Source organism: Candidatus Leptovillus gracilis (assembly GCA_016716065.1).
Lineage (GTDB): Bacteria > Chloroflexota > Anaerolineae > Promineifilales > Promineifilaceae > Leptovillus > Leptovillus gracilis.
Map to the genome: position 1 here is coordinate 705,199 of JADJXA010000003.1, position 22,567 is coordinate 727,765.

Below are 22,567 nucleotides of genomic sequence, written 5' to 3' on the forward strand. Positions count from 1 at the left end.
GGCGGGGCTTTTGGCGTTTGTTTGCCGAACGCTTTAGCGCCTCGGCCACTGGGGTTTTAGATTTCTACCACGCAACCCAAAATCTTTGGTCCGGGGTCAAGGTGTGGCTGGATGGCCGCACAAGTCAGGCCAAAACGTGGTTCCATCAGGCCCGCCACCGCTTGCGACATGGTCAGCAAGACGCGGTTTTGGCCGATATTCAGGCAGCTCTCGCCGTACCCGGTTTGCCAGAATCCGCGCAACAAGCCTTGACCAAACTGTACAATTATCTCGATAAACACCGGGAGCACATCCAGTACGACAAATTAAAGCAGGCTGGATTACCCATTGGCAGCGGCCTGGTTGAAAGTACCTGCAAGTGGTTGATTCAGCAACGATTCAAGGGTGTCGGCATGCGCTGGAGCGAAGACGGCTTCAACCATTTGCTTCATTTGCGTTTGTATTGGGTTAACGGCCGTTTTGATGCTTTTTTCCCTTCTGCTTTGGCCTCCCCCAAGTCGTAGATGCGCCCGCCGGACACACTTATACCCGGTCAATTTGGCTTTTGGTCCCCCCAGACTGCGCCAATATTCAATTGTTCACTTGCAGATAGTTGCAAGAACGCAACAAAAATCCGTACAATTTGTTAATTATACATTAATAATAGTTGACAACAACTCCTTTCGGGGCCGAATTTCGCCACACATATGTTTCATTTCAATGGGTGTGTTTCAGTTCAGGTGTACCGCGTGGAGGGCGGGGTGATGGGCTGAATAAAGCAGGTTTAAAACAAACGTGCGTCATGGGCGGCGCATTTTGCGCCGCCCATGACGCATCAGGTCTTGCGGCAGCGAGCGGTTACTGCCGCTTAGTCAGCCAACCAAACCACCTCGGCCTGCCTGGCCGAGTCGTACAGCGCCAGAATGGTGCGCACGTGGTTGCGGCTTTCCGCCAGGGTTAGGAAGTTGGCGGTGTTGTGCAGCACGGCCGTATTCATATCTTCCACCTCGCCCAGGTAAAGTTCCTCATCCGGTACCGTGAAGGTTTCTACATCGCCGTTGGCCGGATAGAATGTGACAGTGCCTTCCTGGGGACCGACAAACGGCCGTGTCACCAAAACCCTGCCCTCCGTGCCCACAATCTCAAAAAAGGTGTGGAACGGCGAACGAAAGGCGCAGCTAAATTGAGCCATCACGCCGCTGCCATAGCCCATCTGCCCGGCAAACACCTCGTCTACGCCCGACGCGCCGATCCATTGGCTGCCAAAGACCCACTGCGGCGGCCCGCCCATCAGGTTTTGCGCGTAGCTCATGGGGTAAACGCCCACGTCCCACAATGCGCCGCCGCCCCATTCTGGCCGCATTCGCACATTGGTCGCCGGGTCGGTCATGGCAAAGTCGAACGCGCCGCGCAGGATGGTGATTTCTCCAAGACGGCCGTTCGTCACCATCGCTTTCACCAGTTTTGCCTGCGGGTGGTGGCGGTACATGAACGCTTCCGCCAACCGATTGCCGGTACGCTCACTGGCAGAGATCATCGCGTCCACTTCGTTCAGCGTCAGGGCGAAGGGCTTCTCGCACAGCACATGTTTGCCGTGTTCCAGCGCGTAAATCGTCCATTCGGCGTGCAGGTGGTTGGGCAGGCTGATATACACGGCGTCTACGGCGTCGGAATCCAGCATCGCTTCGTAGCTGCCAAAGGCGTGCGGAATCGCCCACTGAGCCGCATATGCCTGGGCGGAGGCGAGAGAACGGCTGGATACGGCCGTTAACTCCCCCTCTTTCGACGCCCGAATCGCCGGAATCAGCCGCCGGTTGATATTCGCCGTCGAGACCAAACCCCATCGTACTTTCTTCATATGATTTCCCTCAAGAATAGCTAGAGCTAGAGCTAGAGTATTGCTCGAATTCTTCCTCTCGCTCTCGCTCTCGCTCTCGCTCTCGGCTGCCAGTTGGTAAAAATTTGTTAGCCAATCAATTCGACCAACTTCTCTTTAGATTGCGCCTCAATGGTCTTGTCCAGACTAGCGCCGTGGCTGTCCATGGTCACTACCACCGGGAAATTCTCCACGCGAATCACCCACATTGCTTCCGGCACGCCAAAATCCAGCTTGTACACCCCCAGCACTTCCTTCACCGATTGGGCGATAAAGCTGGCTGCGCCGCCGATGGCATGAAGATAGACGGCCGGCTGCTCCTGGCACGCCTGGAGCGTTTTCGCCCCCATACCGCCTTTACCGATGACGCCCTTCAAGTTAAAGTGTTTGATGACGTCCGCCTGGTACACCTCTTCGCGGATGCTGGTGGTCGGGCCGGCCGCCACTAAGGAATAAGAGCCGTCCTCATGGAATTTCACCACCGGGCCGCAGTGATAAATCACACCGCCGTCCAGCAGTTTCTTCAGGTCTTCATACAATTCGGCCTCATCTGGCTGAACTGGCTGCTTGATGAAATGATCGATCATAAATTTGTGCGCCGCGTCGCGGCCGGTGACAATAACGCCGTTCAAAGAAACGGTATCGCCCGACTTTAAATTGCGGATGTCGGCGTCTGAAATGGGCGTTGTTAACTCAGGCATAACTTACCTCCAACCCTTCCTCTTTCAATTGAATCTCCATGCTGGCGTGGCGGTTGGCCCAGCACATATAGGCCACCGAGACAAAATAGCTGGCCGGCAGGCGGTGCTGCGCGGCAATTTTTACGCCCAGCGCAGTTGTCTTGCCGCCAAAACCCATCGGGCCAATACCTAATTGGTTGGCTTCCTCATAAATGCGCTGCTCCAACTCTGCCAGTTGTGGGTCAGGATTGGTGTCTTCCAGCGGGCGGAACAACTGCTGCTTAGACTTGAGATAGCCAGAGCCACGGTCGCCGCCAATGGCGATGCCCAGAACGGCCGGGCCACAACCCTGCCCCTGCGCCTTGTGTACGGCGTCTAGCACCACCCGCCGCACTCCTTCCAGGTCGCGGCCCGCGCCCAATGGGCCATCGGGCAGTTTATATTGGGTAGAGACGTTTTCGCAGCCGCCGCCTTTCAGCAGCAGGTCTACGCGAATAGCCTCCTCGTCCCATTCATGAAAGTGCATGGTGGGGAAATCTTCGCCCGTATTGTCGCCGCTGTTTTTGCCGGAAATGCTGTCCACGGCATTCGGGCGCAGGTAGTTCTGCTGTGTGGCGATGGCCGCCGCCCGGCGAATCTGGTCGGCCAGTTTGCGGGTGGAAACGCCTATCGGGTAGCTGACTTCAAAGATGGGCGTGCCGGTATCCTGGCAGATGGGGGTGCTGTTGCGCTCAGCGATGTCTACATTGAGCAAAATGGTGTCTATCGCCCCTTCGGCGGCCGAACCCGGCTCTTCGTTGCCCTGGGCCTGCCGGAGCGCCTGGCGCATATCTTGGGGCAGCTGCGTAGCGGCGCGGCGAATCAATTCTACAAATTGATCGGTCAAATCGAGGGTTTTGTAATCCATAGGATGAACCTCCATATTAGGAACAGGGTGCGGCGCAGGTTAGAAAGGGCGGCGCACCGGAAATAGTAGCTTCTCTCTATGATGCAACAAAAAGGGAGGGAATGCCAGTGGGAAACGGCCGTAGCGTAAAGTTCAGTGTTCGGTGGCCTGGTGGGCCGTCAGGATTTCCGACAAGCGCCAATTGTTTGTTATAATCTCTGCCTGAGTATTGCACCGTTCGTTTTGTATCGAACGTTGACCTTGAACCATTGACCATTTTCGCCCTCGTAGCTCAATGGATAGAGCAACCGCCTCCTAAGCGGTAGATTCAGGTTCGAGTCCTGGCGGGGGTATTACTTTCATTCACATTTCATGTCCCATAGGATACAAAGCATCAAGCCCAGCGCCCGACAAACACCCTTTTTCTACTAATTCATCATTTTAATACAAAAATTGCTAAAATTCCTCGATTCTGGGATTGACGATATTTTGGGACCATGCTATACTCTTTATGGCTCCCCCCCCAGAGGTGGTCGAACTAGCGCCCGTTAGTTCGCCACCTCATTTCTTTTTAAACGGTGGCGGCAAACTACCACTCATCACCAACCCTTACAATGAATGACCCATCTTCTCCTCAACTTGTCAAAACGGTCCAGGTGATCAACCAGGCTGGCTTAATTCACCGGGTGTTACGGCCGTTAACCAGCCAGCCATTACCCACCATTGTCATGCTGCACGGCCGTTCTGGTAACGAAGACGTGATGTGGGTCTTTGGCAAAAGCTGCCCGCCGGGCTGGCTGTTGGTCGCCCCACGCGCCATCAAGCCCGACCCAGACGGTGGCTACGCCTGGCACCCGCGCAGCCAGGATGAATGGCCGTCGCTGATCCAATTTGATGCGGCGGTTACGGCCGTTACCCGCTTCATCCACGCCCTGCCCAGCCTGTACAACGCTGATCCCCAACACATTTATCTGATGGGATTCAGCCAGGGGGCCGCGGCGGCCTATGCCACAGCCATGCGCCAGCCAGGGTTGGTACAGGGCATTGCCGGATTGGTGGGGTTTGCGCCAGAAGATTGCGCGGTGGAGGGGGAAACGGCCGTTTTATCTGGTCTGCCTATCTTTATGGCCGTTGGCCGGGAAGATGCGCTCATTCCCTACGACCGGGCACAGCGCTGCGCCCAAACCCTGCGCACAGCCGGGGCAGACCTGACCTATCGCGAATACAACACAGGCCACCGGCTAAACGCCGCCGGGTTCCGCGACCTGACCGCCTGGTGGCAGGCGCGAAGGACCACTATGCCGGGTTCCGCGACCTGACCGCCTGGTGGCAGGCGCGAACAGCTTCTATGGTCCAGTGAAGGCGCCGCTTCCCTCTGGTGAAATTCCCCAGAAGTTGTATAGTTACTCGAGGTTCGCTCAAATTGAGCGGTAAATAGTAAAATTGGCGGCATGACTATGCCAGAATTCACAATCAGTGTTGAACGGCTGGATGACCTGCCGCTCTTGTATGGGTTTATCGAAAAGATGGGCATTCAGTCCACCATTGATACCGTCATCAAACCGCACGGGAATTGGCAGGGACTGAGCATGGGTTGGGTGATCTCCATCTGGCTCAGCCACATCATCTCGGCGTACAACCATCGGATGGATCGGGTTCAAGAGTGGGTGGCAACCCATCAGGTTTCTTTGCGGCAGTTGACCGGACAGGACGTGACCGAGCTTGACTTCACCGATGACCGACTGGCGATTTGTCTGCGGGAACTGCACGAGCCTGACCAGTGGCGGCGGATCGAGGCCTGTTGGGTAATCGGTTGCTGCGCGTTTACGACCTGCGGTCGGTGAACATCGTGCGGCTGGATGGCACAACCGCCGGCGTGTATCACGACCCGGCGGGTCACCTGTTGTTTCAGGTGGGGAAGAACAAAGAAGGGGTCTATGAACCGCAGTTCAAAGCGATGCTGGGCCAGCCTCGACCCGTTGGGCTTGTTGTTGGCGCTGGATGTGGTTCCTGGCAATCGGGCCGATGACCCGCTGTATGTGCCTTGCTACCAGCGGGTGAAAGAGATGCTGGCCCGGAATGGACTGCTCATTGTCGGCGACAGCAAGATGAGCGCCTTTGACACCCGGGCCACGATTGCGGCGGGCCATGACCACTATCTGACGCCCCTGCCCGATGGCAAGAGTGAACCGGGTCTGCTGGACAAGTACCTGCGCCGGTGGTGGGCTGACGGCGGCGCGGCGATGCCGGTTTTCCTGCCCGACGATGAGCCTGAGGAGGGACAAGAGCCTGACTGCTCCCTGGCCATCGCCGAAGGATTCGAGGTCAGCCGCGCCCATCAGGCTGGGGTGGGCACACAGCATGTCGTCTGGTCGGAGCGTTGTCTGGTGGTGCGCTCGTTGAGCTACCAACAGACCGAACAGGCGAACTTGCGGCAGCGGCTGGCCAAAGCGGAAGGGGCGCTGCGGGACTTAACGCCTGCGCCAGGGCGGGGTAAACGCCCCATCACCGATGAAGCGAGTTTACAAAAAGCCATTGCCGCTATTGAAAAGCAGTATCGCGTGGCCGGTCTGTTGCCGGTCAGCTACACTCGCCAGGTCACAGAACGCGCCATCCGCGGCTATCGCGGTCAACCGGCACGAGTAGAGCAAGACATTCGCTACCAGGTGCAGGTCAAGCGAGACGAGGCGGCGATTGAGTGGGCGCTGTTCCGGGCCGGTTGGCGTATCTACCTGACCAATGCGCCGCAGGCGTCGCTCTCTTTGACCGAGGCCGTCCTGGCTTACCGCGACCAGTATATCGAGGAGAACATTTTCCGCCGTCTCAAAGGCAAGATGCTCTCCATCACCCCGGTCTATGTCCAGCGGGATGACCATGCGCAGGGCTTGTTTCATTTGCTCTCGCTGGCGGCGCGACTGCTGGCCTTAGGCGATTACACGGCTCGTCGCGCTCTGGCCGACCAACAGTCAGAACTGAGTGGCATCTACCCCGGCAACCCCAAGCGGGCCACGGCTCGGCCGACGATGGAGCGGCTGCTGGAGGCATTTGACAACATCAACCTGAGCATTATCCATCTGACCGGGCAGCGGGTCTGTCAGGCGACGCCGTTAACGGCCGTGCAGCAGCGCATTTTATCTCTGTTAGGCTTGTCGGCTACGTTGTATACCAACTGGACTGTGGCCTGAACCGGTTAACCAGGGGTGGATTGGGCCTGTTGACGGTATTTGATTGGTAAAGTGCTTGTTTTTTGTAGCTGTCATATCGGTTTTGCTGGCTTCTGAACCACTTCACCGATATGGCAATCTGAATTGGACTTTTGCTCGTTTATTTGAGCGAACGCCCTGTAGTTACGTCCAACTTACGTCCATCAGGAGATTGCTTTATGAGCGACCAGGAAAAACGGATTGCCCTCTTTGTGACGTGTGTGGTAGACCAGATTCTGCCCGAAGTTGGCGTGGACACAGTGAAGGTGCTGCGCCGCGCCGGCTGCGCGGTAGATTTCCCCCCAGAGCAAACCTGCTGCGGCCAACCCTTTTTTAACAGCGGTTTCCAGGAGGAAGCACGGCGCTTGGCCCGCCGCACCATAGACGCCTTTGCCGACCAAGACATCGTCGTCCTGCCCAGCGGCTCCTGCACGACGATGATTCGTCAGGAATACCCCCATTTGTTGGAAAATGAGCCAAAGTATTACTATCGCGCTCTGCGTCTGGCAAAAAAGACGTTTGAACTGAGCGAATTTTTGGCGAAAGAAGCAAAATGGCCGGCAGCAACGGCCGTGCCTACCCCCCAGCCTGAACCCATCACTTACCACGATTCCTGCCACATGTGCCGCCTGCTTGGCCTGAAAAACGAACCGCGCCACACCTTGCAAGCCGCCGGTTACGCCATCCAGGAGATGACCGAGCCGGACCGCTGCTGCGGCTTTGGTGGCCTCTTTTCCGTACGAATGCCCGAAGTGTCCAACGCCATGACCGCCGAGAAGCTGCGCCAAGCGCAGGCAACGCAAGCCGCCGCCCTGGTCACAGCCGACCCCGGCTGCCTGATGCAAATGCGCGGCCTGACAGACGGCCGTCAACCCATCGAACACATCGCCACCATGCTAGAGAGGGCCACCCGATGAGTACACCAGGCAGCAGCTTCAGCCAATTCCGCCACAGCGCTACCATCGCCATCGAAGACGTGCGCCTGCAAGGGGCGCTGGACCGGGCATTGTCCCATTTCCGCGAAGCGCGCGGCAATGCCCTGAGCGCGGTCCCAGACGTCGAGGCGCTGCGCGACCACCTGAAAGCGATTCGCCAGACGACCATCGCCAACCTGGCCGAACACCTGGAAACCTTCGAGCGCAGCGCCCAGGCCAACGGCGCCCACGTTCACTGGGCGCGCACCGCCGCCGAAGCCAGCCAGATCGTCGTAGACATCGCCCGCGCCCACAACGTGAAACTGGTCGCCAAAAGCAAATCCATGATGACCGACGAAATCCGTCTGAACCAGGCGCTCGAAGCGGCGGGCATCACGCCGGTGGAGACCGACCTGGGCGAATGGATTATCCAGTTGTCGCAGGAGCCACCCTACCACATCATCGCCCCGGCGGTGCATAAAACCAAAGGGCAGGTCATCGAACTATTCGAGCATGAATCGGGCGAATCGCTGTCGGCGGCCGACATTCCGGCGCTGACGGCTGTCGCCCGGCGGATGCTGCGCGCCAAATTTCTGGCCGCCGACATGGGCGTCAGCGGCGGCAACCTGGCTGTGGCCGAGACCGGCAGCGTAGTGCTGGTGACCAATGAGGGCAACGGCCGTATGGTCACAACCCTACCCCGCGTTCACGTCGCCGTCATGGGCATCGAAAAAATCGCCCCAACCTGGGACGAAGCGGCCGTCTGGCTCAGCCTGCTGGCGCGCAGCGCCACCGGCCAGCCGCTTTCCATCTACACCACCGCCATCACCGGCCCGGCCCGGCCCGGCGATGTGGATGGTCCGCAAGAAGTGCATGTGGTGTTGGTGGATAACGGCCGTTCGCGGCTGTTGAACACCCCTTATGAAGAGGTTTTACAATGCCTGCGCTGCGGCGCTTGCCTGAACGTCTGCCCGGTGTACCGCGAGGCGGGCGGCCACGCCTACGGCAGCCCGTACACCGGTCCCATCGGCGCAGTGGTGTCGCCGCTGCTGTTTGGCCTGGAGCAATACGAGGCGCTGCCCCACGCCAGCAGCTTGTGCGGCGCGTGCAAAGACGTCTGCCCGGTGCGTATTGATCTACCGCGTATGCTGCTGGCGCTGCGCCAGGAGGAAGTAGCGCAGGGCATCATCGCCGGACCAGAAGCGCTGGCCGAACGGGCGGTGGCGGCGCTGATGGGCAATGCTGGCCTCTGGCAGTTGGCGCTGGGCGCGGCGCGGCTGGGGCAGCGGCCGTTCCTGCATGATGGGCAACTCCAACTGCCCGTCAGCTTCACCGGCGAACGCCGCCCGCCTCACCTGGCGGCCAAATCCTTCCGCCAGTTGTGGGCCGAAGGCTTAGAGGCCGAAGGCTTGGCAGCCGAAAGCTTGGCGGCCGAAGGCTTGGACTCCCAAGACTGTAGAGGTGATGATGAACGCACGGGATGAAATTTTGGGACGCCTGCGCGCAGCAGGCAATGGGCCGGCCGCGCCGCTGCCGCCGGTGTGGCGCTCGCGGCGCGACTTTGATGACCTGGCGGCGCAATTTACCCAGGCAGCCATCGCCGCCAAGGCGGAAGTCCGGCGGGCGGTTGATTGGGAGACGGCCGTCATTGAATTAGGTACATTGCTGCGCGAAATTAAGATTGGAACGGCCGTTGTCAATGACGACGGGCCGCTAGCTGGGGTGGATTGGCACGGCCGTTTTCCAGACATACAGTGGCATCTTGTCGGGCAAACCGCCGGAGATTTGCGCGCCTATTGCGCCGCGGCCGACGCCGGCCTCAGCAGCGCCGACGCCGCCCTGGCCGAAACCGGCTCAGTCATCATCAGCAGCGGTCCCGGCCAAAGCCGTATGGCAACCCTGCTGCCGCCGATTCACATTGTCCTGCTGCCCACGTCGCGGCTTACCAGCGACCTGTTCACCTGGACGCAGGCGCGCCAGGCCCCCACCCCGGCCAACATCACCCTGATCAGCGGCCCCAGCAAAACGGCCGACATCGAGCAGACAATGGCCGTGGGCGTGCATGGACCAAAGCGGTTTATCGTCATTCTCTATGACGATGCCTTCCCGGCGCCGCTCCGTCTGGCTTAGCCGGCAAACCCCGCCCCACGCATTTCCATTGGCAAATAAAAGATGAACATGGCGGCGGCGGCCAGGGCCAGCAGCAGCGCCAACCAGGGCATCTGCGCCGCCAGACCATCTGGCCGCTCTTCGGCGCGGCGGGCGCGCCGACTGACGGCGTAGAAACTGGCGGCAAAGCCGACCAGCACCACCACCATCTCCAATGGGTCTAACCAGGCGGTCGGCAACACCGGCCCTAGAGTCCAATTGGGCGCGCCGAATAGGGTGATGTTGTGATCCAATAGGAAGTTTTGCCAGACAGGCACGATGCTCAGGGCGCTGCCGAGGAAGTGGAACCCGGCGTAATGGGCAAACCAGATGGCAAACGAGAGCGGCAGCAGCGCCGGGGCATAACGCGCCAGCGCCACACGCAGCGGCTCGTGGCGGCGCGCCAAATGGCGGCTAGACCAGGCAGCCCCCAGACCCAATCCCAGCGGCAGCAGCAAATTCAGCACGGCAAAAATCAGAAACAGCAGCAGGCCCTCGTTATCGGTGCGCAGCCAGACGCCCAATGTTTGCTCCAGGGCGTAAACCGGCGGGACCATGCCAAAGGCGTTGCTCAGGCTGGCGAAAGCGAAGACCAGGATCAGCAGGTGCAAATCCCAGCGACGCGGAAAGGCGTCTGGCGTGCTTGCTTCGCGCAGGGGGCTGCGCAAGGTGAGGGCGATGTTGTCGTAGGGGCAGGCGCGGGCGCAGTCCAGGCAAAAAACGCAGTCCATGTTGCTGCTGATTTGCGGCGCAAACAGTTCTGTACCACAGCCTAACACGTCGCCATTGCCGTTGAGGCACTCTTTGCCTTCGCAGGTGCGGCAAATATCGGCGCTGCGGACGGTGATTTGCGTCGGCGAGATGGTGGCATTGACGAAGTTGAATGTGCCCAGCGGGCAGACGTATTTGCAGAAGGGGGATTCGGCAAAGAGGCTCTCTAATATAAATGAAGCGACAAAGTAAGCGACAATGACCCAGGCGGTCAGCAGCGGGCTGGCCCATAAATCGAGCCATTCGTAGAGCCAGAGGTAGACAAATAACACGCCAATGGCGAGCCATTTGTTGCGCAGGACGCGCGGCCAGCGACGGCCGTTACCGCTCAACTTACGCGCCAATGTGCGGGGCAGGGTGAAGGGGCAGCCCATGCAAAACAGGTTGCCAGCCAACAGCAGCCCCAACATCACCAACCCACGATAATGCACCCAGGTGACGACCGTCGCCAGGTTGGTCGGCGCCAACGGCCGTCCCGTAAACCCATCGTAGAGGATGACGGCCGTTACCAGCAGCATCCCCATTTGCAGCGCCAACCGCCCCCAACGCCAGCGCAGGAAGCGGCCGATGAGGGGAAGGCGTAGTACGTCAGTCGTCATTCGTTCAGTGTCAACCGTTTCACGGGATATGGATAGAGAAGTTGAAGATTTCTGTCCCGGAACGGCCGTCGGCCAGGGTAAAATCAACCGTTACAAGCCAATCGCCGGCCATCGTCCAGGTGAAAGGGGCGACATAGACGCCCTTTTCATCCGGCAGGGCGGCGCGCACCACCGGGACCATGCCGGCGTGGCTCATGTCACCGCGCACCTGCACAGCGGCATCAGCCACCGGTTGGCCATCGGCGTCGGTCAGGGTGACGGTGAGCGTCGTTTCACCAACGGCCGTTGTCTCTGGCTGCGCCGTCACGACCACACCGGTCTCGTTCACTGCCTGGCTTTGCCGCTCACCACAAGCCGCCAGCAGCAAGAATAAGAGCAAAACAAAGACGGCCGTGCCGCGCCCCGCCCATTTGTTCATAACTTACTCACCCCTATGCCGGCTGTGCCCGCCCAGGTGCATGGCCGCCTGCACCGCCAGCGTCGCGGCAGCCAGGTCCAAAACCTGGCCGCCAAATCCTTGTTGAAAGCGCTCTGCCTCTTCGCGGCGCAAAAAAGCCAATACCGTCGGCTCGCAGCAAATCGTTACTGCCGGGCCAACCACGTAAACGGCCGTATGTGCGCTAACAGTACGGCCGTGCAAAAAATCGGTCGCCAGGGCCAATTCCACCTGCCCAGCCAACCGCGCCAGGCTGATGAGGCCACAATGTGGGCAGCAGGCGCGGCGGCGCGTGCCATCGGTCAGGTGCAAGACCATTTGCGTGCGTGGGTTGATGCGGCCATGGCAGGCGCAGCAGACATCGTCGGCCAGAGTAGATTCGCTGTCTGGTGTAGATTGGGAAACGGCCGTGCCAGGCGCAACCACCCCAGGCGAAATCGCCCCACCTCGCACCTTCACCAACTGCCCGACCGCCGCCAACTGGTTCAAGTCGCGGTGAACAGTCATATCAGAGACGCCAAACAGGCCGCCCATCTCTTGAATAGAAACGATGCCCCGCTCTTGCAGCAAATCGAGGATTTTCTGTTGTCGTTCGGTTGGCAGCGCCATCTATCTTGCCTCTTTGCCGTTACAGCCTTGTTATCTTCACAAATTGTAACAGATGTACACACGGCCGTCATGGACTATTGCGCCCAGGCCAACGGCCAACCCCCAATGAATCAACGTTGTAGTAACAGTATTAAATCCAGCTTAAATCTGACGGTGGGCATTGATAACGGCCGTCACCTGTGCCACAATGAAGCCTATGACCACTGTTCTGCTGATAGACGACGAAATCATGATCACCGAACCATTGGCGCGCGCCTTGCGGCAAGCCGGTTATGACGTACTGGTGGCCCATAACGGCCGAGATGGCCTTTCCCTTGCCCAAAGCCAACAACCAGACGTTGTTTTGCTGGACGTGCTGATACCCATCATGGATGGCTGGGAAGTCTGCGGCGCGCTGCGCCGCAACAGCACCGTGCCCATCCTCATGCTCACCGCCCTGGGTGACGAAGTGGACCGCATTTTGGGCCTGGAACTGGGGGCCGACGACTATCTTACCAAGCCGTTCAGCACCCGCGAACTCATCGCCCGCCTGCGCGCCCTGCTGCGTCGCGTGGAACTAGACCGCCGCCCCATCGCCGCCGACAACCAGATCATCGCCGGTCCGCTGCGCCTGGAGCTAAACACCCACCGCCTCTTCAAAGACAACGTCGAACTGCCCCTACGCCAGAAAGAGTATGATTTGCTGGCGCTGCTGCTCAGCCGCCCCGGCGACGTGATCACCCGCGCCGAGTTTTTCGACAAAGTGTGGGGCACAGATTGGCTGGGGGATACGCGCACGTTGGATGTGCATATCCGTTGGCTGCGCGAAAAATAGAGACCGACCCCGGCCAGCCGCACCTCATCCAGACGGTACGTGGCGTTGGCTACCGCTTTGCGAAGGAGCTAGGTTGATGCGTTCACTGCGCACACGTTTGCTGTTGGCCTATGTCGGCCTGATTCTGGCCGGGTTTACAGCGGTGGCCGTGTTGGCCGGGCGGCAAATTTCCGCCGGTACGGTGCAGGATTTCAGCAGCCGCCTGCAAGAACAGACGCAGCTTGTGGCCCGCGCCTTTGCCGACCCGTTGGAAGAGGACTACGACAAAGAGTCTGATTGGACCGAAATCCGTTCACTACTGCAAACCTACGCCCAGCAAACCAACACCACCATCGTCCTGACCGATGATCACGGCGATTTTTGGCTGAGCAGCAGTGGTGAACGCAGCAGTACCAACACGCCAGAAATCCGGTCCGCGCAAAGTGGCGCGGTTAGCAGTGAGATTCGCGGCAGCGTCGTTTACGCCGCCGCGCCCATTTGGGAAGACGATGACGTGATTGCGGTGGTACAGTTAGCCGCGCCGCTGTCGGGCGCGGCGGCACTGGTATGGCAGCGTTGGTTGGGCCTGGCAACGGCCGTATTGGGAGTTACGGCCGTTGCCGCCATCGCCGCCTTTTGGTTAGCGACCACCCTGACACGGCCGTTAGAACAACTACGCCACGCCGCCCTGCAAATTGCCCAGGGCAATTTCCGCGCCCGGCTGCCCGAAACCCGTCAGGACGAAATCGGCCAGGTCGCCCACGCCTTCAACCATATGAGCGGCCAGGTGGAAGCGATGATCGAGGCGCAGCGCGCCTTCGCCAGTAACGCCTCGCACGAGCTGCGCACGCCCCTCACCACCATCCGCCTGCGCAGCGAAGCCCTACGTGACGGCGCACTGGACGACACGACAGCGCAGCGCTACATCGTCGAGATTGACGAGGAAGTGCGGCGGCTGGGCAATCTGGTGCAAGACCTGATGCTGCTCTCGCGGCTGGACGCTGGTCGGCAAGAAATCGGCCACGAGCAGGTAGACCCGATCCGTTTGGCGCGTCAACTGCTGCACGAAATCGCCCCGGCCGCTGCCAGCCGCCACATCAACCTGACACTGGACGCGCCGGAAACAGCGCCGCCGCTGACGGCCAGCTTCACCCACCTGACCATTGTTTTTCGCAATCTGCTCAACAATGCCCTGAACTATACGCCCGATGGCGGCCAGGTCATCTGGCGGCTGGAACCGGTTGGGCCGGTCATCCGGCACACCATTCAAGACAACGGCATGGGCATCGCCGCCGAGGATTTGCCCCATCTATTCGACCGCTTCTACCGGGCCGACAAGTCGCGGTCACGGGCTGCGCCGGGGGTGGGGTTGGGGTTGTCGTTGGTGAAGTTGATTGTGGAACTGTATGGTGGACAGATTGGCATTGTGAGTGCGGGCCTGGGGGAGGGAACGGCCGTTACTGTGCAGTGGCCGCTGGGCGAGGCGACAATACCTGGATAGAGAACCTGACAGGTTTGGGCAAACCTGCCAGGTCTGATCTCTATTGCATCACTGGTAGTTAGCTGCTGGCTCGTTTACGGCCGGTAAACACAGCCAACGCCAGAACCACCACAATCACAACCACGCTCAACACCGGCCCCCAGGAAAGCGAAGTGAACCGGTTCAGATTCAGCGACCAGAGAACCGGGTCCAGAATTGTTCCCTTCAACGAAGCCGAGCCACCCATAGAGCCGACCAGCACAGTGTTCAGAAAGCCCACCAGAACCAGGAAGGCGCTCCATAGTTTCAGGGTGCTGTTTTGCCACAACTTCGGCCCCACGCGCCAGCGCAGTAAGACGAACATGCCCCACGAACCAATCAAAGCCGAAGCCACCAACATCTTGTTCTGAATCAGCAGCGTCTCGCGGATGGCCTCGCGCGGCCAGGTGCCAAATATGCCCGAAAGCGCAGTGAATATCGCCAGAATGACGCCAACGGCCGCGGCCACATAAGCCACCTTGTCGGCGCTGGCAGCCAGGTTGTCATCGCGGCTGCCCATGAAAAACCGAACCGCAAAAGCGGCGGTCGCCAGCACCAGAATGCCGATATTGGCCCCAGACAATACGGTGTGTAATAAACCTTGCATCGTTATTTCTCCTTTCCTTTCGAGACATTGAAGGCCGTTACCGTACCACCGACCAACAGCGTCAGGCCGGCCGCCAGCGTCAGCCACCAATTGAGGGATGAACGGCCGTCGCGTACTTCATGATACACCGAAGCCTGAGCCAGCTTTACAATCGCCGCCTGATCATTACCGTGGCAGCTTTGGCAGCTTCTTTCATCGGCGCGAATTTCTGGCGCACCGGGGTGGGCGTCGCTGGTCAGCCAGTCCCAGGTGATTTGCCCGGGGTAGTACATGGGCAGCGTGGTCCAGGGGATAGCGTCCCAGTCTGGATTGTCGCCGCTAAAGCGCACGGCCGTTATTTCTGCCGGTACACCCACGCCAACCTTCATGCCCTGTGAAATGTAATGCCAGCGCGCGCCGGTGGCGTTTTTATGAATGGCAAAACCGACGTTGTAAGTGCGCCCTTCTAGCAAAGCGTGGTCGGAACTGTTGTTGCCTGTATCCATCGCCCGGCGTAGTTCCACCCGCCACAAACCATCGGCCCAACGGCCGTCGGCCGTGATGTCTGCCACACCCTCTTGCGGTATGCGCAGCAGGCGGCGCGGGATCACATCTCCATTTTGCCAGGCGTGGTTCGGGTCAAACGGAACCGAATTGTCGCCAGACAAAAAGTACACATCGTCCTGACTGTATTCACCAGCCACCAGGCTGTCCCAGTTAAGCGCGTAAATGCCCGTCTTATCAGGATCAAACATCACATTAGGCTGCTTCAGGTCGCCATCCCAATTGGTGCTTACAGCCGATTTACCCTCGTCGCTGTTGCGGTATTCCAGCACATACTGGTCATCCGAATACCCAATCGGGTTACTGCGCACCGAACGCCAATGCCACATATCCAAAAAAGCGCCAGCTTCAGCCAGCGCCGCTAATTCTTCTGGCGATTTTGGTGTATCCCAAGACGCATCCCACCAGGCAGCGCCATTCCGCGACAGCGGAATAAATTTGCGAATATCGGCGCGCCCCCAATCTTCCCCCAGAGTGGTTGTAACAGTATCTTCATCAAGCCCATTGCTCAGAGAATCCAGGCCGTCGTGGCAGGCGGCGTAGCAACCCTGGTTGGCAAATCCCGGGACCACGCCCGTATCCACCATCATAATAACACGGTCTTCGCGCAGACCATACTCATCGGCACCAATGCCGCTGTCGCCCCGTTTTACCCATTTCCCGTCTTCATATACCAACACATCGTGAAACAAGCTGCCCGGATCGGCCGGCCATTCAAACAGCCAGAGGATATCCTGACCATTGTAAGCCGCTTTGACCCGCAATTCCGTCGTGAGTTGATCGGGAACCCAGATGGTGGGTTCTTCTGGTTCAGCATCTTGCGCTGTGGCCGGTAAAGTGACCAGCGCAGCCACTAAAGCCAACAGCAGCATCCCTAATATTGAAATACGCTTCCTTCGCATTGATTTTTCTCCTGTTAGATGTGTTGAAGCAACGGCTTACAAACGCCATTGCCAGGATGAATAGATCGTACTGTAACGTTATTTACAGCTACAGTTTGTAACTATACAGGTCCAAAACCTGTGGTATAAATGATAAGCATGGACGAAGTGCAACAACTGCGAGCAGAAAACAAGCAACTTAAGCGAGAAGTCCAAGAACTCCGCGAAAAGTTGACCGTTGCTGAGACTCAAATCAAGCATTTAGTCGAGTTGCTTGGTCAAAATAGCCACAACTCCAGTTGGCCGTCCAGCCGCGATAAAGGCCGACAGAAGCCTAAGCCCAAAAGTCTACGGCCACAAACAGAGCGCAAAGCTGGTGGTCAGGAAGGACATGAAGGGCATACGCTTGAGTTCAATCCCAAACCAGATTTCATTGAACCGCATCGTCCAGCCCGCTGTGACCATTGCCAAGCCCCATTGTCCGAAGAAATTGTAGCCAGTAAAGTTGCTAAACGACAGGTCTTTGAATTACCGCCATTGCGTTATGTGACCATCGAACACCAAGCCGAAACCATCATCTGTCCCTGTTGTGGTGAAGCAACAACCGGTGAATTTCCAGCGGATGTGACCAACCCGGTGCAATATGGTTCGCAAGTCAAGCGGTTGTCAGTTTATCTGCGCAATGAGCAGTTCATTCCCGTATGAACGGGCGACAGATGTTGGCCGACCTGTTTGAATTACCCATTTCCACTGGTTCATTGCAAAACTTTTTAGAGACGGCCGCAGAAAATGTGAAGCCAGCACACAAGCCATTAAAGAAGCCGTCAAAAAGGCCGAAGTCGGTCATGCTGATGAGACAGGCTCTATATCAGTGGAAAAGAGCTTGGCTCCATACCGTCAGCACCCCAGAATTGACTTATTATGAACCGCATCAAAGTCGGGGCAAAAAGGCGACTGACGCCATTGGCATTCTGCCTGAATTCACCGGCGCCTTGTTCACGATAACTGGGCGACCTATTTCAAGTATCAATTGTTGCTTCATGCCTTGTGCAATGCCCATCATTTGCGCGAGTTGACGGCTCTGGTTGAGAACGATCAACAGCAATGGGCAGCACTGATGATTGTCTATTTGTTATCGGCCAAACAATTGGTTGCCGAAGCTTATCAGGCAGGGGAAACCGAATTGTCAATCGAGCAGTTGCAACGAATCCACCAAATGTATGACACCATTGTTGCCTTCGGTTTAGAGGAAAACCTGTTACCTGATGAACATCCGCCCCTTGTCAAACGAGGGCGGCGCAAAAAAACAAAGGCGCGTAATCTGGTAGAACGATTTGACAAGCAGCAGGAGGCTATCTTGCGTTTTGTCCATGATTTTAAGGTGCCGTTTGATAACAACTTGGCTGAACGAGACATCAGAATGATGAAGGTTCAGCAGAAAATCTCAGGCTGTTTTCGTAGTTGGGAAGGCGCTGAACAATTCTGTTCGCTGCGCACCTATATTTCCACGATTCGTAAACAGGGTCTCAATGTGTGGGAAGCATTAGGGTCTCTGTTTGACGATAATGTTCTCATGCCTCAACTCACACCTGTATAGTTACTACAGTTTAACAAACATCCTGGTGACAATGGCGTCATTGTTTGTCAAAAAGTGTCGCAGGCGTGCTGCGGACTGCCAATTTGATGTTATAGTATTCACAGGCTGATTCGGTCAAAACGGTCTGGCCTTTGCGTTTGCAGCCTATCTTTCTCTGGTGGAAAAGAGCTGATGACTGAACCACAACAATTCTTAGCTTCGCGTGCCGAGTTTTTTACAACACGCCACATTCGCAGACTGCGCTTTGCGCTGCCTTTGGGTCTGTTCTTGCTGGCAACGCTTTTTGAGGGATGGGAACACAGGATAAAGCATGAACCGCTCCTGGTTGACCCAATGGGCTTGCTGGAAATTTTTGTATTTGGTGTTGTAGGGCCAACCGCTGTTTATCTGGCGCTGACCTATGTGGAACATCTGCTGCAAATATTGCAGCAGGCGCACAGCGATATTGCCCAGTTGAATCGCGGCTTAGAGCAGAAAGTGGCGCTGCGTACAGCCGAGCTAGAGCAGGCTAATTTGCGCCTACAGGAAATGGATCAGATAAAGTCCGATTTTGTCTCTCTGGTCAGCCACGAACTGCGCGCACCGCTGGCGACGTTGAATGGCGGGCTGGAGGTGGCCTTGCAATACAAAGAACAGCTTCCACTCAAGGCACAGCGTGTTTTGCACCTGCTGCTAACGGAAACGGCGCGGTTAACCGAATTTGTGCGCACGATTTTGGATTTGACCCAACTGGAAGCCGGGAAACTGCACGTCCACTGTGGGCCAGTGGCGCTAAAACCGCTGCTGCAGCAGGCGGTGAATGTGACGTTGGGAGCCGATGCCGGGCAGGTGGTCTGGCAGCTTCCGGCCGATATACCGCCGCTGTGGGTAGATGAGACCTATACCGAAGAAGTGGTACGCAATCTACTGCGTAATGCGCATAAGTACTCCCCGCCCCAGTCGCCCATCGAGCTAAAAGTGACCGTAGCGCCGGGGCAGCTTTGTCTCTGCATTACTGACTATGGTCCGGGCATTCCCGCCGAGAGGCAGGCGCAGGTGTTCGAGCGTTTTGTGCGCATGTCACCGGGCAATGGGCACAGCGACCAGCCACGCGGTTGGGGGTTGGGGCTGTATTTTGCCCGGATGCTGCTGCAGCAGCAGGGTGGCAGCCTGACGCTGCAATCGCCAGCCCATGAGGATTCCGCTGCGCCGGGCTGCCGGTTTATGCTAACGCTGCCGTTGGCGCAAGAAGAGGAGGCGCAGGATGGCTTGCTTGCTGCTAATTGATGATGATGCGGCGCTGTTGGAGCTGCTGGCTGATTATTTGCGGGAGAGGGGCCATGGGGTGCATACGGCCGTAAACGGCGACGACGGCCTCCGAACGTTTTATGCCAGCCAGCCAGAATTGGTCATCCTGGACGTCACCATGCCGCAGCGCGATGGCTGGCAAACATTGGGGCGCATCCGCGAAATGGCCCAGACGCCGGTGATCATGCTGACGGCGCGCAATGAAGAAACAAGCGTGCTGCGTGGGTTCCAATTGGGCGCGGATGATTACGTTACCAAACCATTTTCTTTTGCCGAATTGGCGGCGCGGGTGCAAAGCGTATTAAACCGGACCCGACAGCAATCCAACCAGGAACAACCCGATGAAAACAGCCATTTGCTGCGCCAGGGCAATTTGGTGGTGGACCTGATGGCAAAACAAGTCTGGCGGGGCAAAGAGCTGATTGCCCTGACGCCGACAGAGTTTAAGCTGCTGACGGCGCTCATGGAACGCAGCGGCGAGGTACTGTCGCCGCAGATGTTGGTGCGTGAGGTGTGGGGCGAGCAGTACGCCAATGACGTGGGCTATGTGCGCCGCTACATCTGGCATCTGCGCAAAAAGGTAGAGATTGACCCAAACCAACCGCGTTATATTCACAGCGAACATGGCTTTGGCTACCGATTTTTTGCGCTGACAGAGGAAGAAACGTAGTTGCTTTTAGGCGGTCACTAAAAGTTCAACCCTGCTCATCAAACAATCACCGACGACCAGCCAAACGGCCGTTTGGACACAAAAGTTAGTCGGCCATCTATGCGAGTCGCTGTTTTGTTGTTGGTGGTGAGGGCGCTGCTGGCAGCGAGTACGGCGTATTTACAAGTCTAACCGCAGTACCCTCCGTGTTCCTCAGGTTAGCAGCTGCGACGAATACAAAAACGCTGCAAAAGGTCATAAACTCGGGTATACTAAATTTGCTGAATTTGTGCGCTGACCAGACGAATCCCTTCCAGGCGCACAGCGCAAACAGGAAACCCATGACCGACACCCTGTCAGGCCGAACCATCGGCAAATACCAACTTTTGGAAAAACTAGGACGCGGCGGTATGGCCGAGGTGTACAAGGGGTACCAGGAAAGCCTGGACCGCTACGTCGCCATCAAGCTCATGCACGCTTTTCTGGTTAGCGAGCAAGATTTTTTGCAGCGCTTCAAGCGGGAAGCCAAAGCCATGGCCTCCCTGCGCCACCCCAACATTGTGGCCATCTACGATTTTGACGTTTACCGCGACGACATTTATTACCTGGTCATGGAATATGTCTCCGGCGGCACGCTCAAGCAAAAGTTAGAAGAACTGGCTCAGCGGCAAGAAGCGCTGTCGCTGGAACGGGCGGTGCAAATTGCTTTGCAAGTGGCCGAAGCGCTGGAGTATGCCCACAGCCGGGGCATGGTTCACCGCGATGTGAAACCCGCCAACATTATGCTCAATGAAGACAGCCGTGCCATCCTCACCGATTTTGGTATTGTCAAGTTGGTTGGCGGCCAAAGCATGGCCTATACGGCCACCGGCGCGCTCATCGGCACCCCTTCTTACATGTCGCCGGAGCAGGCCATGGGCAAACCGGGCGACGAGCGCGTAGACATTTACGCCCTGGGCGTCTTGCTGTTCCAGATGACCACCGGGCAGCTTCCCTTCTCGGCCGATACGCCCCTGGCAGTCATCATGCAGCACGTCAACACGCCCATCCCCGAACCGGTCCGGTTTAACCCCAACGTACCGCCAGCCTTGCAAGACATCATCCTAAACGCCATGGCCAAAGAGCCGGAAAACCGTTACCGCACGGCCAAAATCATGGCCGATGATTTGCGGGCGCTGCGCTTCTTGCCCGGTGACAAAAGCGGCAGTTCTGTCGCTCCCGTCGGCCAACTATCGGCGTTGTCCGGTGGCGCGATGGAATCGCCGACTGAACCGACGGCGGTGGTCCCCGACACTACGGCGGGGGTCCCCGACACTACGGCGGGGGTCCCCGACACTACGGCGGTGGTCCCCGACACTACGGCGGTGGTCGCTGAACCGGCAGCGGGAGGCGCTGAACCGACGGCGGCGGTTGGTGGGATGACGGCCGTATCCACCCCGGCGCCTTTCGTCAGCACCGAATGGATCACGCCACCGGCGACGCCGCCACCGGCGACGCCGCAGCCGCCGCTGGCGGCGGAGGCTGGGAAAAAGCGCGCCGTCTGGCCGTTGATGGTCGTTGGCTTGCTGCTGTTGGGGCTGATTAGTGGCGGCATCTGGGCGTTAAACGGCCGTGCCAACGAACCCGCAGAACCGGTGACGGCCGCAGCCGGACCCACAGCAGCCGATACCCAGACACCGCCAGCAACAGAAGAACCGGCCACCGCCACGCTGCCACCGCCAGCTCCCACCTTGCTGGTGGTGGTCGCCAGCGAAGAGGCGACGGCCGTTATACCTACCGCCAGCGCCACTGCCACCAAAAAGGCAACGGCCGTGCCCACCCCAGACGCCACCGCTGCCGCTCTAGCCGCCTGCACGCCAGACGCCCGACTGGTCAATGTGTTCACGTTCCAAAATCCACGCGCCAAGACCGCGCCAGTCAATGCCCCATTTCCAGTCAATTGGGTTCTGCAAAACAGCGGAACCTGCCCCTGGCCCGACAATCTGAATTGGGCGCACCAATCCGGCGAAACGTTTGCTTTCACAGGTAATCCGATTCGGCTGAATACGGCCGTGCAGCCAGGCGAAAGCATCACCCTCACGGCCAGTTTTGTCGCCCCGGCGGCCGCCGGCAGTTATCAGAGTGTCTGGTCATTGGTAGACGCCAGCAGCAAACCGTTTGGCCCGGAGCTGACCTTCAGCCTGGAAGCCTACGTCCCGGCGACAGCGACGCCTACGGCCACACCTACGCCTGAAGCCACGGTGACGGCCGTTGCCTCACCCACATCTGATCAACCAACCACCCTGATTTGGATTGCCCAAAGCTGCGAATACATCGGCACAGAGTGGCGCTGCCAGGTGCAGATCACTCCTTACGGTGGCGGTGGCGGTCCTTACACCGTTTGGGTTTTTGACGCCGACCAGCCGGCCGAGTATCGCGGCGCCGGCCCATTTTACCACTTCGCCAAAGCCCGCCGCTGCGCAGCCTACAACCACGAAGTGCGCGTTCAGGATGACGCCACCGGCACGGCACAGTCGCAGCAAATTTTTATTGATCCCAACCTGGCGATTCCCGGCGGCTGCACCCTGCCGTAAGGGTTTGGACTTTTGCC

At 58.2% G+C, this 22,567-nt stretch carries 20 protein-coding genes, 1 tRNA gene and 2 pseudogenes; 16 read left to right on the plus strand and 7 right to left on the minus strand.

Translation table 11 applies throughout. From position 1 onward, the window contains the following. Nucleotides 1-17 precede the first annotated feature (17 nt). Entirely contained in the window at nucleotides 18-503 is a 486-nt protein-coding gene (locus IPM39_11925) for a hypothetical protein (GenBank protein MBK8986768.1), read from the plus strand. A gap of 344 nt (nucleotides 504-847) precedes the next feature. Here IPM39_11925 and IPM39_11930 read toward each other — a convergent pair whose 3' ends face one another. Both IPM39_11930 and IPM39_11935 read right to left on the minus strand, forming a co-directional pair. Then, nucleotides 848-1,837: a Gfo/Idh/MocA family oxidoreductase gene (locus IPM39_11930; GenBank protein ID MBK8986769.1), complete on the minus strand. Its 990-nt coding sequence runs from the start codon at nucleotides 1,835-1,837 to the stop codon at nucleotides 848-850. Between the two features lie 107 nt (nucleotides 1,838-1,944). Continuing rightward, a pseudogene (locus IPM39_11935) lies at nucleotides 1,945-3,442 on the minus strand (fumarate hydratase). A 260-nt stretch (nucleotides 3,443-3,702) separates the two neighbouring features. Here IPM39_11935 and IPM39_11940 point away from each other — a divergent pair. The 7 genes from IPM39_11940 (at nucleotide 3,703) to IPM39_11970 (ending at nucleotide 9,668) form a co-directional block, all read left to right on the plus strand. Further along, a tRNA-Arg gene (locus IPM39_11940) sits at nucleotides 3,703-3,774 on the plus strand. Nucleotides 3,775-4,035: 261 nt separating this feature from the next. Then, nucleotides 4,036-4,740 (plus strand): dienelactone hydrolase family protein, encoded by a 705-nt coding sequence (locus IPM39_11945; GenBank protein ID MBK8986770.1) that lies wholly within the window; start codon nucleotides 4,036-4,038, stop codon nucleotides 4,738-4,740. 138 nt (nucleotides 4,741-4,878) lie between these two features. Further along, nucleotides 4,879-5,265 carry a DUF4277 domain-containing protein gene (locus IPM39_11950; protein ID MBK8986771.1) on the plus strand — a complete coding sequence of 129 codons (387 nt, stop codon included), beginning with the start codon at nucleotides 4,879-4,881 and terminating at the stop codon, nucleotides 5,263-5,265. Between the two features lie 93 nt (nucleotides 5,266-5,358). Continuing rightward, the gene (locus tag IPM39_11955; GenBank protein ID MBK8986772.1) at nucleotides 5,359-6,606 is read left to right on the plus strand and encodes a transposase; all 1,248 of its coding nucleotides are present in this window, start codon (nucleotides 5,359-5,361) and stop codon (nucleotides 6,604-6,606) included. 197 nt (nucleotides 6,607-6,803) lie between these two features. Next, nucleotides 6,804-7,541 (plus strand): (Fe-S)-binding protein, encoded by a 738-nt coding sequence (locus IPM39_11960; protein MBK8986773.1) that lies wholly within the window; start codon nucleotides 6,804-6,806, stop codon nucleotides 7,539-7,541. Continuing rightward, on the plus strand, nucleotides 7,538-9,022 hold the full coding sequence (locus IPM39_11965; protein MBK8986774.1) for an iron-sulfur cluster-binding protein: 1,485 nt from the start codon (nucleotides 7,538-7,540) through the stop codon (nucleotides 9,020-9,022). Before IPM39_11960 ends, IPM39_11965 begins: the two co-directional genes overlap by 4 nt. Next, on the plus strand, nucleotides 9,003-9,668 hold the full coding sequence (locus tag IPM39_11970; GenBank protein ID MBK8986775.1) for a lactate utilization protein: 666 nt from the start codon (nucleotides 9,003-9,005) through the stop codon (nucleotides 9,666-9,668). Before IPM39_11965 ends, IPM39_11970 begins: the two co-directional genes overlap by 20 nt. Here IPM39_11970 and IPM39_11975 read toward each other — a convergent pair. The 3 genes from IPM39_11975 to IPM39_11985 are packed head-to-tail and all read right to left on the minus strand — an operon-like array spanning nucleotide 9,665 to nucleotide 12,101. Beyond that, on the minus strand, nucleotides 9,665-11,056 hold the full coding sequence (locus tag IPM39_11975; GenBank protein ID MBK8986776.1) for a hypothetical protein: 1,392 nt from the start codon (nucleotides 11,054-11,056) through the stop codon (nucleotides 9,665-9,667). The two genes, IPM39_11970 and IPM39_11975, sit on opposite strands and share 4 nt — an antisense overlap. A 19-nt stretch (nucleotides 11,057-11,075) precedes the next feature. Further along, on the minus strand, nucleotides 11,076-11,474 hold the full coding sequence (locus IPM39_11980; protein MBK8986777.1) for a FixH family protein: 399 nt from the start codon (nucleotides 11,472-11,474) through the stop codon (nucleotides 11,076-11,078). A gap of 3 nt (nucleotides 11,475-11,477) precedes the next feature. Then, nucleotides 11,478-12,101, minus strand: a complete 624-nt coding sequence (locus tag IPM39_11985; protein MBK8986778.1) for a DeoR family transcriptional regulator — start codon at nucleotides 12,099-12,101, stop codon at nucleotides 11,478-11,480. Between the two features lie 196 nt (nucleotides 12,102-12,297). Between IPM39_11985 and IPM39_11990 the strand changes: the two are divergent. Then, nucleotides 12,298-12,992, plus strand: a pseudogene (locus IPM39_11990) (response regulator transcription factor). After that, a complete protein-coding gene (locus IPM39_11995) occupies nucleotides 12,992-14,395 on the plus strand; it encodes a HAMP domain-containing protein (protein MBK8986779.1) in 1,404 nt (467 codons plus the stop codon). Before IPM39_11990 ends, IPM39_11995 begins: the two are co-directional and overlap by 1 nt. A gap of 58 nt (nucleotides 14,396-14,453) precedes the next feature. Here IPM39_11995 and IPM39_12000 read toward each other — a convergent pair whose 3' ends face one another. Together IPM39_12000 and IPM39_12005 are read right to left on the minus strand one after the other, a co-directional pair. Next, a complete protein-coding gene (locus IPM39_12000) occupies nucleotides 14,454-15,020 on the minus strand; it encodes a hypothetical protein (GenBank protein ID MBK8986780.1) in 567 nt (188 codons plus the stop codon). Nucleotides 15,021-15,022: 2 nt separating this feature from the next. Next, nucleotides 15,023-16,465, minus strand: a complete 1,443-nt coding sequence (locus tag IPM39_12005) for a hypothetical protein (protein MBK8986781.1) — start codon at nucleotides 16,463-16,465, stop codon at nucleotides 15,023-15,025. Between the two features lie 138 nt (nucleotides 16,466-16,603). On the opposite strand from IPM39_12005, the gene IPM39_12010 reads away from it, so the two are divergent. The 6 genes from IPM39_12010 (at nucleotide 16,604) to IPM39_12035 (ending at nucleotide 22,550) form a co-directional block, all read left to right on the plus strand. Beyond that, nucleotides 16,604-17,149, plus strand: coding sequence for an IS66 family transposase zinc-finger binding domain-containing protein (locus tag IPM39_12010; protein MBK8986782.1), 546 nt, complete (start codon nucleotides 16,604-16,606; stop codon nucleotides 17,147-17,149). Continuing rightward, a complete protein-coding gene (locus tag IPM39_12015; GenBank protein MBK8986783.1) occupies nucleotides 17,146-17,520 on the plus strand; it encodes a transposase in 375 nt (124 codons plus the stop codon). Before IPM39_12010 ends, IPM39_12015 begins: the two co-directional genes overlap by 4 nt. Further along, nucleotides 17,424-18,041: a transposase gene (locus tag IPM39_12020; protein ID MBK8986784.1), complete on the plus strand. Its 618-nt coding sequence runs from the start codon at nucleotides 17,424-17,426 to the stop codon at nucleotides 18,039-18,041. The genes IPM39_12015 and IPM39_12020 overlap by 97 nt, the downstream gene beginning before the upstream one ends. A 171-nt stretch (nucleotides 18,042-18,212) precedes the next feature. Continuing rightward, nucleotides 18,213-19,307, plus strand: coding sequence for a HAMP domain-containing histidine kinase (locus tag IPM39_12025; GenBank protein ID MBK8986785.1), 1,095 nt, complete (start codon nucleotides 18,213-18,215; stop codon nucleotides 19,305-19,307). Then, complete coding sequence (locus tag IPM39_12030) at nucleotides 19,285-19,998, plus strand: response regulator transcription factor (protein ID MBK8986786.1); 714 nt, start codon at nucleotides 19,285-19,287, stop codon at nucleotides 19,996-19,998. Before IPM39_12025 ends, IPM39_12030 begins: the two co-directional genes overlap by 23 nt. Before the next feature lie 320 nt (nucleotides 19,999-20,318). Further along, complete coding sequence (locus IPM39_12035) at nucleotides 20,319-22,550, plus strand: protein kinase (protein ID MBK8986787.1); 2,232 nt, start codon at nucleotides 20,319-20,321, stop codon at nucleotides 22,548-22,550. The last annotated feature ends 17 nt before the right edge of the window (nucleotides 22,551-22,567 follow it).

Bases quoted from the DNA above. Each gene is read 5' to 3' on its own strand.
- IPM39_11930 (MBK8986769.1), bottom strand. From the start codon at position 1,837: ATGAAGAAAGTACGATGGGGTTTGGTCTCGACGGCGAATATCAACCGG.
- IPM39_11945 (MBK8986770.1), top strand. From the start codon at position 4,036: ATGAATGACCCATCTTCTCCTCAACTTGTCAAAACGGTCCAGGTGATC.
- IPM39_11950 (MBK8986771.1), top strand. From the start codon at position 4,879: ATGCCAGAATTCACAATCAGTGTTGAACGGCTGGATGACCTGCCGCTC.
- IPM39_11955 (MBK8986772.1), top strand. From the start codon at position 5,359: ATGAACCGCAGTTCAAAGCGATGCTGGGCCAGCCTCGACCCGTTGGGC.
- IPM39_11960 (MBK8986773.1), top strand. From the start codon at position 6,804: ATGAGCGACCAGGAAAAACGGATTGCCCTCTTTGTGACGTGTGTGGTA.
- IPM39_11965 (MBK8986774.1), top strand. From the start codon at position 7,538: ATGAGTACACCAGGCAGCAGCTTCAGCCAATTCCGCCACAGCGCTACC.
- IPM39_11970 (MBK8986775.1), top strand. From the start codon at position 9,003: ATGATGAACGCACGGGATGAAATTTTGGGACGCCTGCGCGCAGCAGGC.
- IPM39_11975 (MBK8986776.1), bottom strand. From the start codon at position 11,056: ATGACGACTGACGTACTACGCCTTCCCCTCATCGGCCGCTTCCTGCGC.
- IPM39_11980 (MBK8986777.1), bottom strand. From the start codon at position 11,474: ATGAACAAATGGGCGGGGCGCGGCACGGCCGTCTTTGTTTTGCTCTTA.
- IPM39_11985 (MBK8986778.1), bottom strand. From the start codon at position 12,101: ATGGCGCTGCCAACCGAACGACAACAGAAAATCCTCGATTTGCTGCAA.
- IPM39_11995 (MBK8986779.1), top strand. From the start codon at position 12,992: ATGCGTTCACTGCGCACACGTTTGCTGTTGGCCTATGTCGGCCTGATT.
- IPM39_12000 (MBK8986780.1), bottom strand. From the start codon at position 15,020: ATGCAAGGTTTATTACACACCGTATTGTCTGGGGCCAATATCGGCATT.
- IPM39_12005 (MBK8986781.1), bottom strand. From the start codon at position 16,465: ATGCGAAGGAAGCGTATTTCAATATTAGGGATGCTGCTGTTGGCTTTA.
- IPM39_12010 (MBK8986782.1), top strand. From the start codon at position 16,604: ATGGACGAAGTGCAACAACTGCGAGCAGAAAACAAGCAACTTAAGCGA.
- IPM39_12015 (MBK8986783.1), top strand. From the start codon at position 17,146: ATGAACGGGCGACAGATGTTGGCCGACCTGTTTGAATTACCCATTTCC.
- IPM39_12025 (MBK8986785.1), top strand. From the start codon at position 18,213: ATGACTGAACCACAACAATTCTTAGCTTCGCGTGCCGAGTTTTTTACA.
- IPM39_12030 (MBK8986786.1), top strand. From the start codon at position 19,285: ATGGCTTGCTTGCTGCTAATTGATGATGATGCGGCGCTGTTGGAGCTG.
- IPM39_12035 (MBK8986787.1), top strand. From the start codon at position 20,319: ATGACCGACACCCTGTCAGGCCGAACCATCGGCAAATACCAACTTTTG.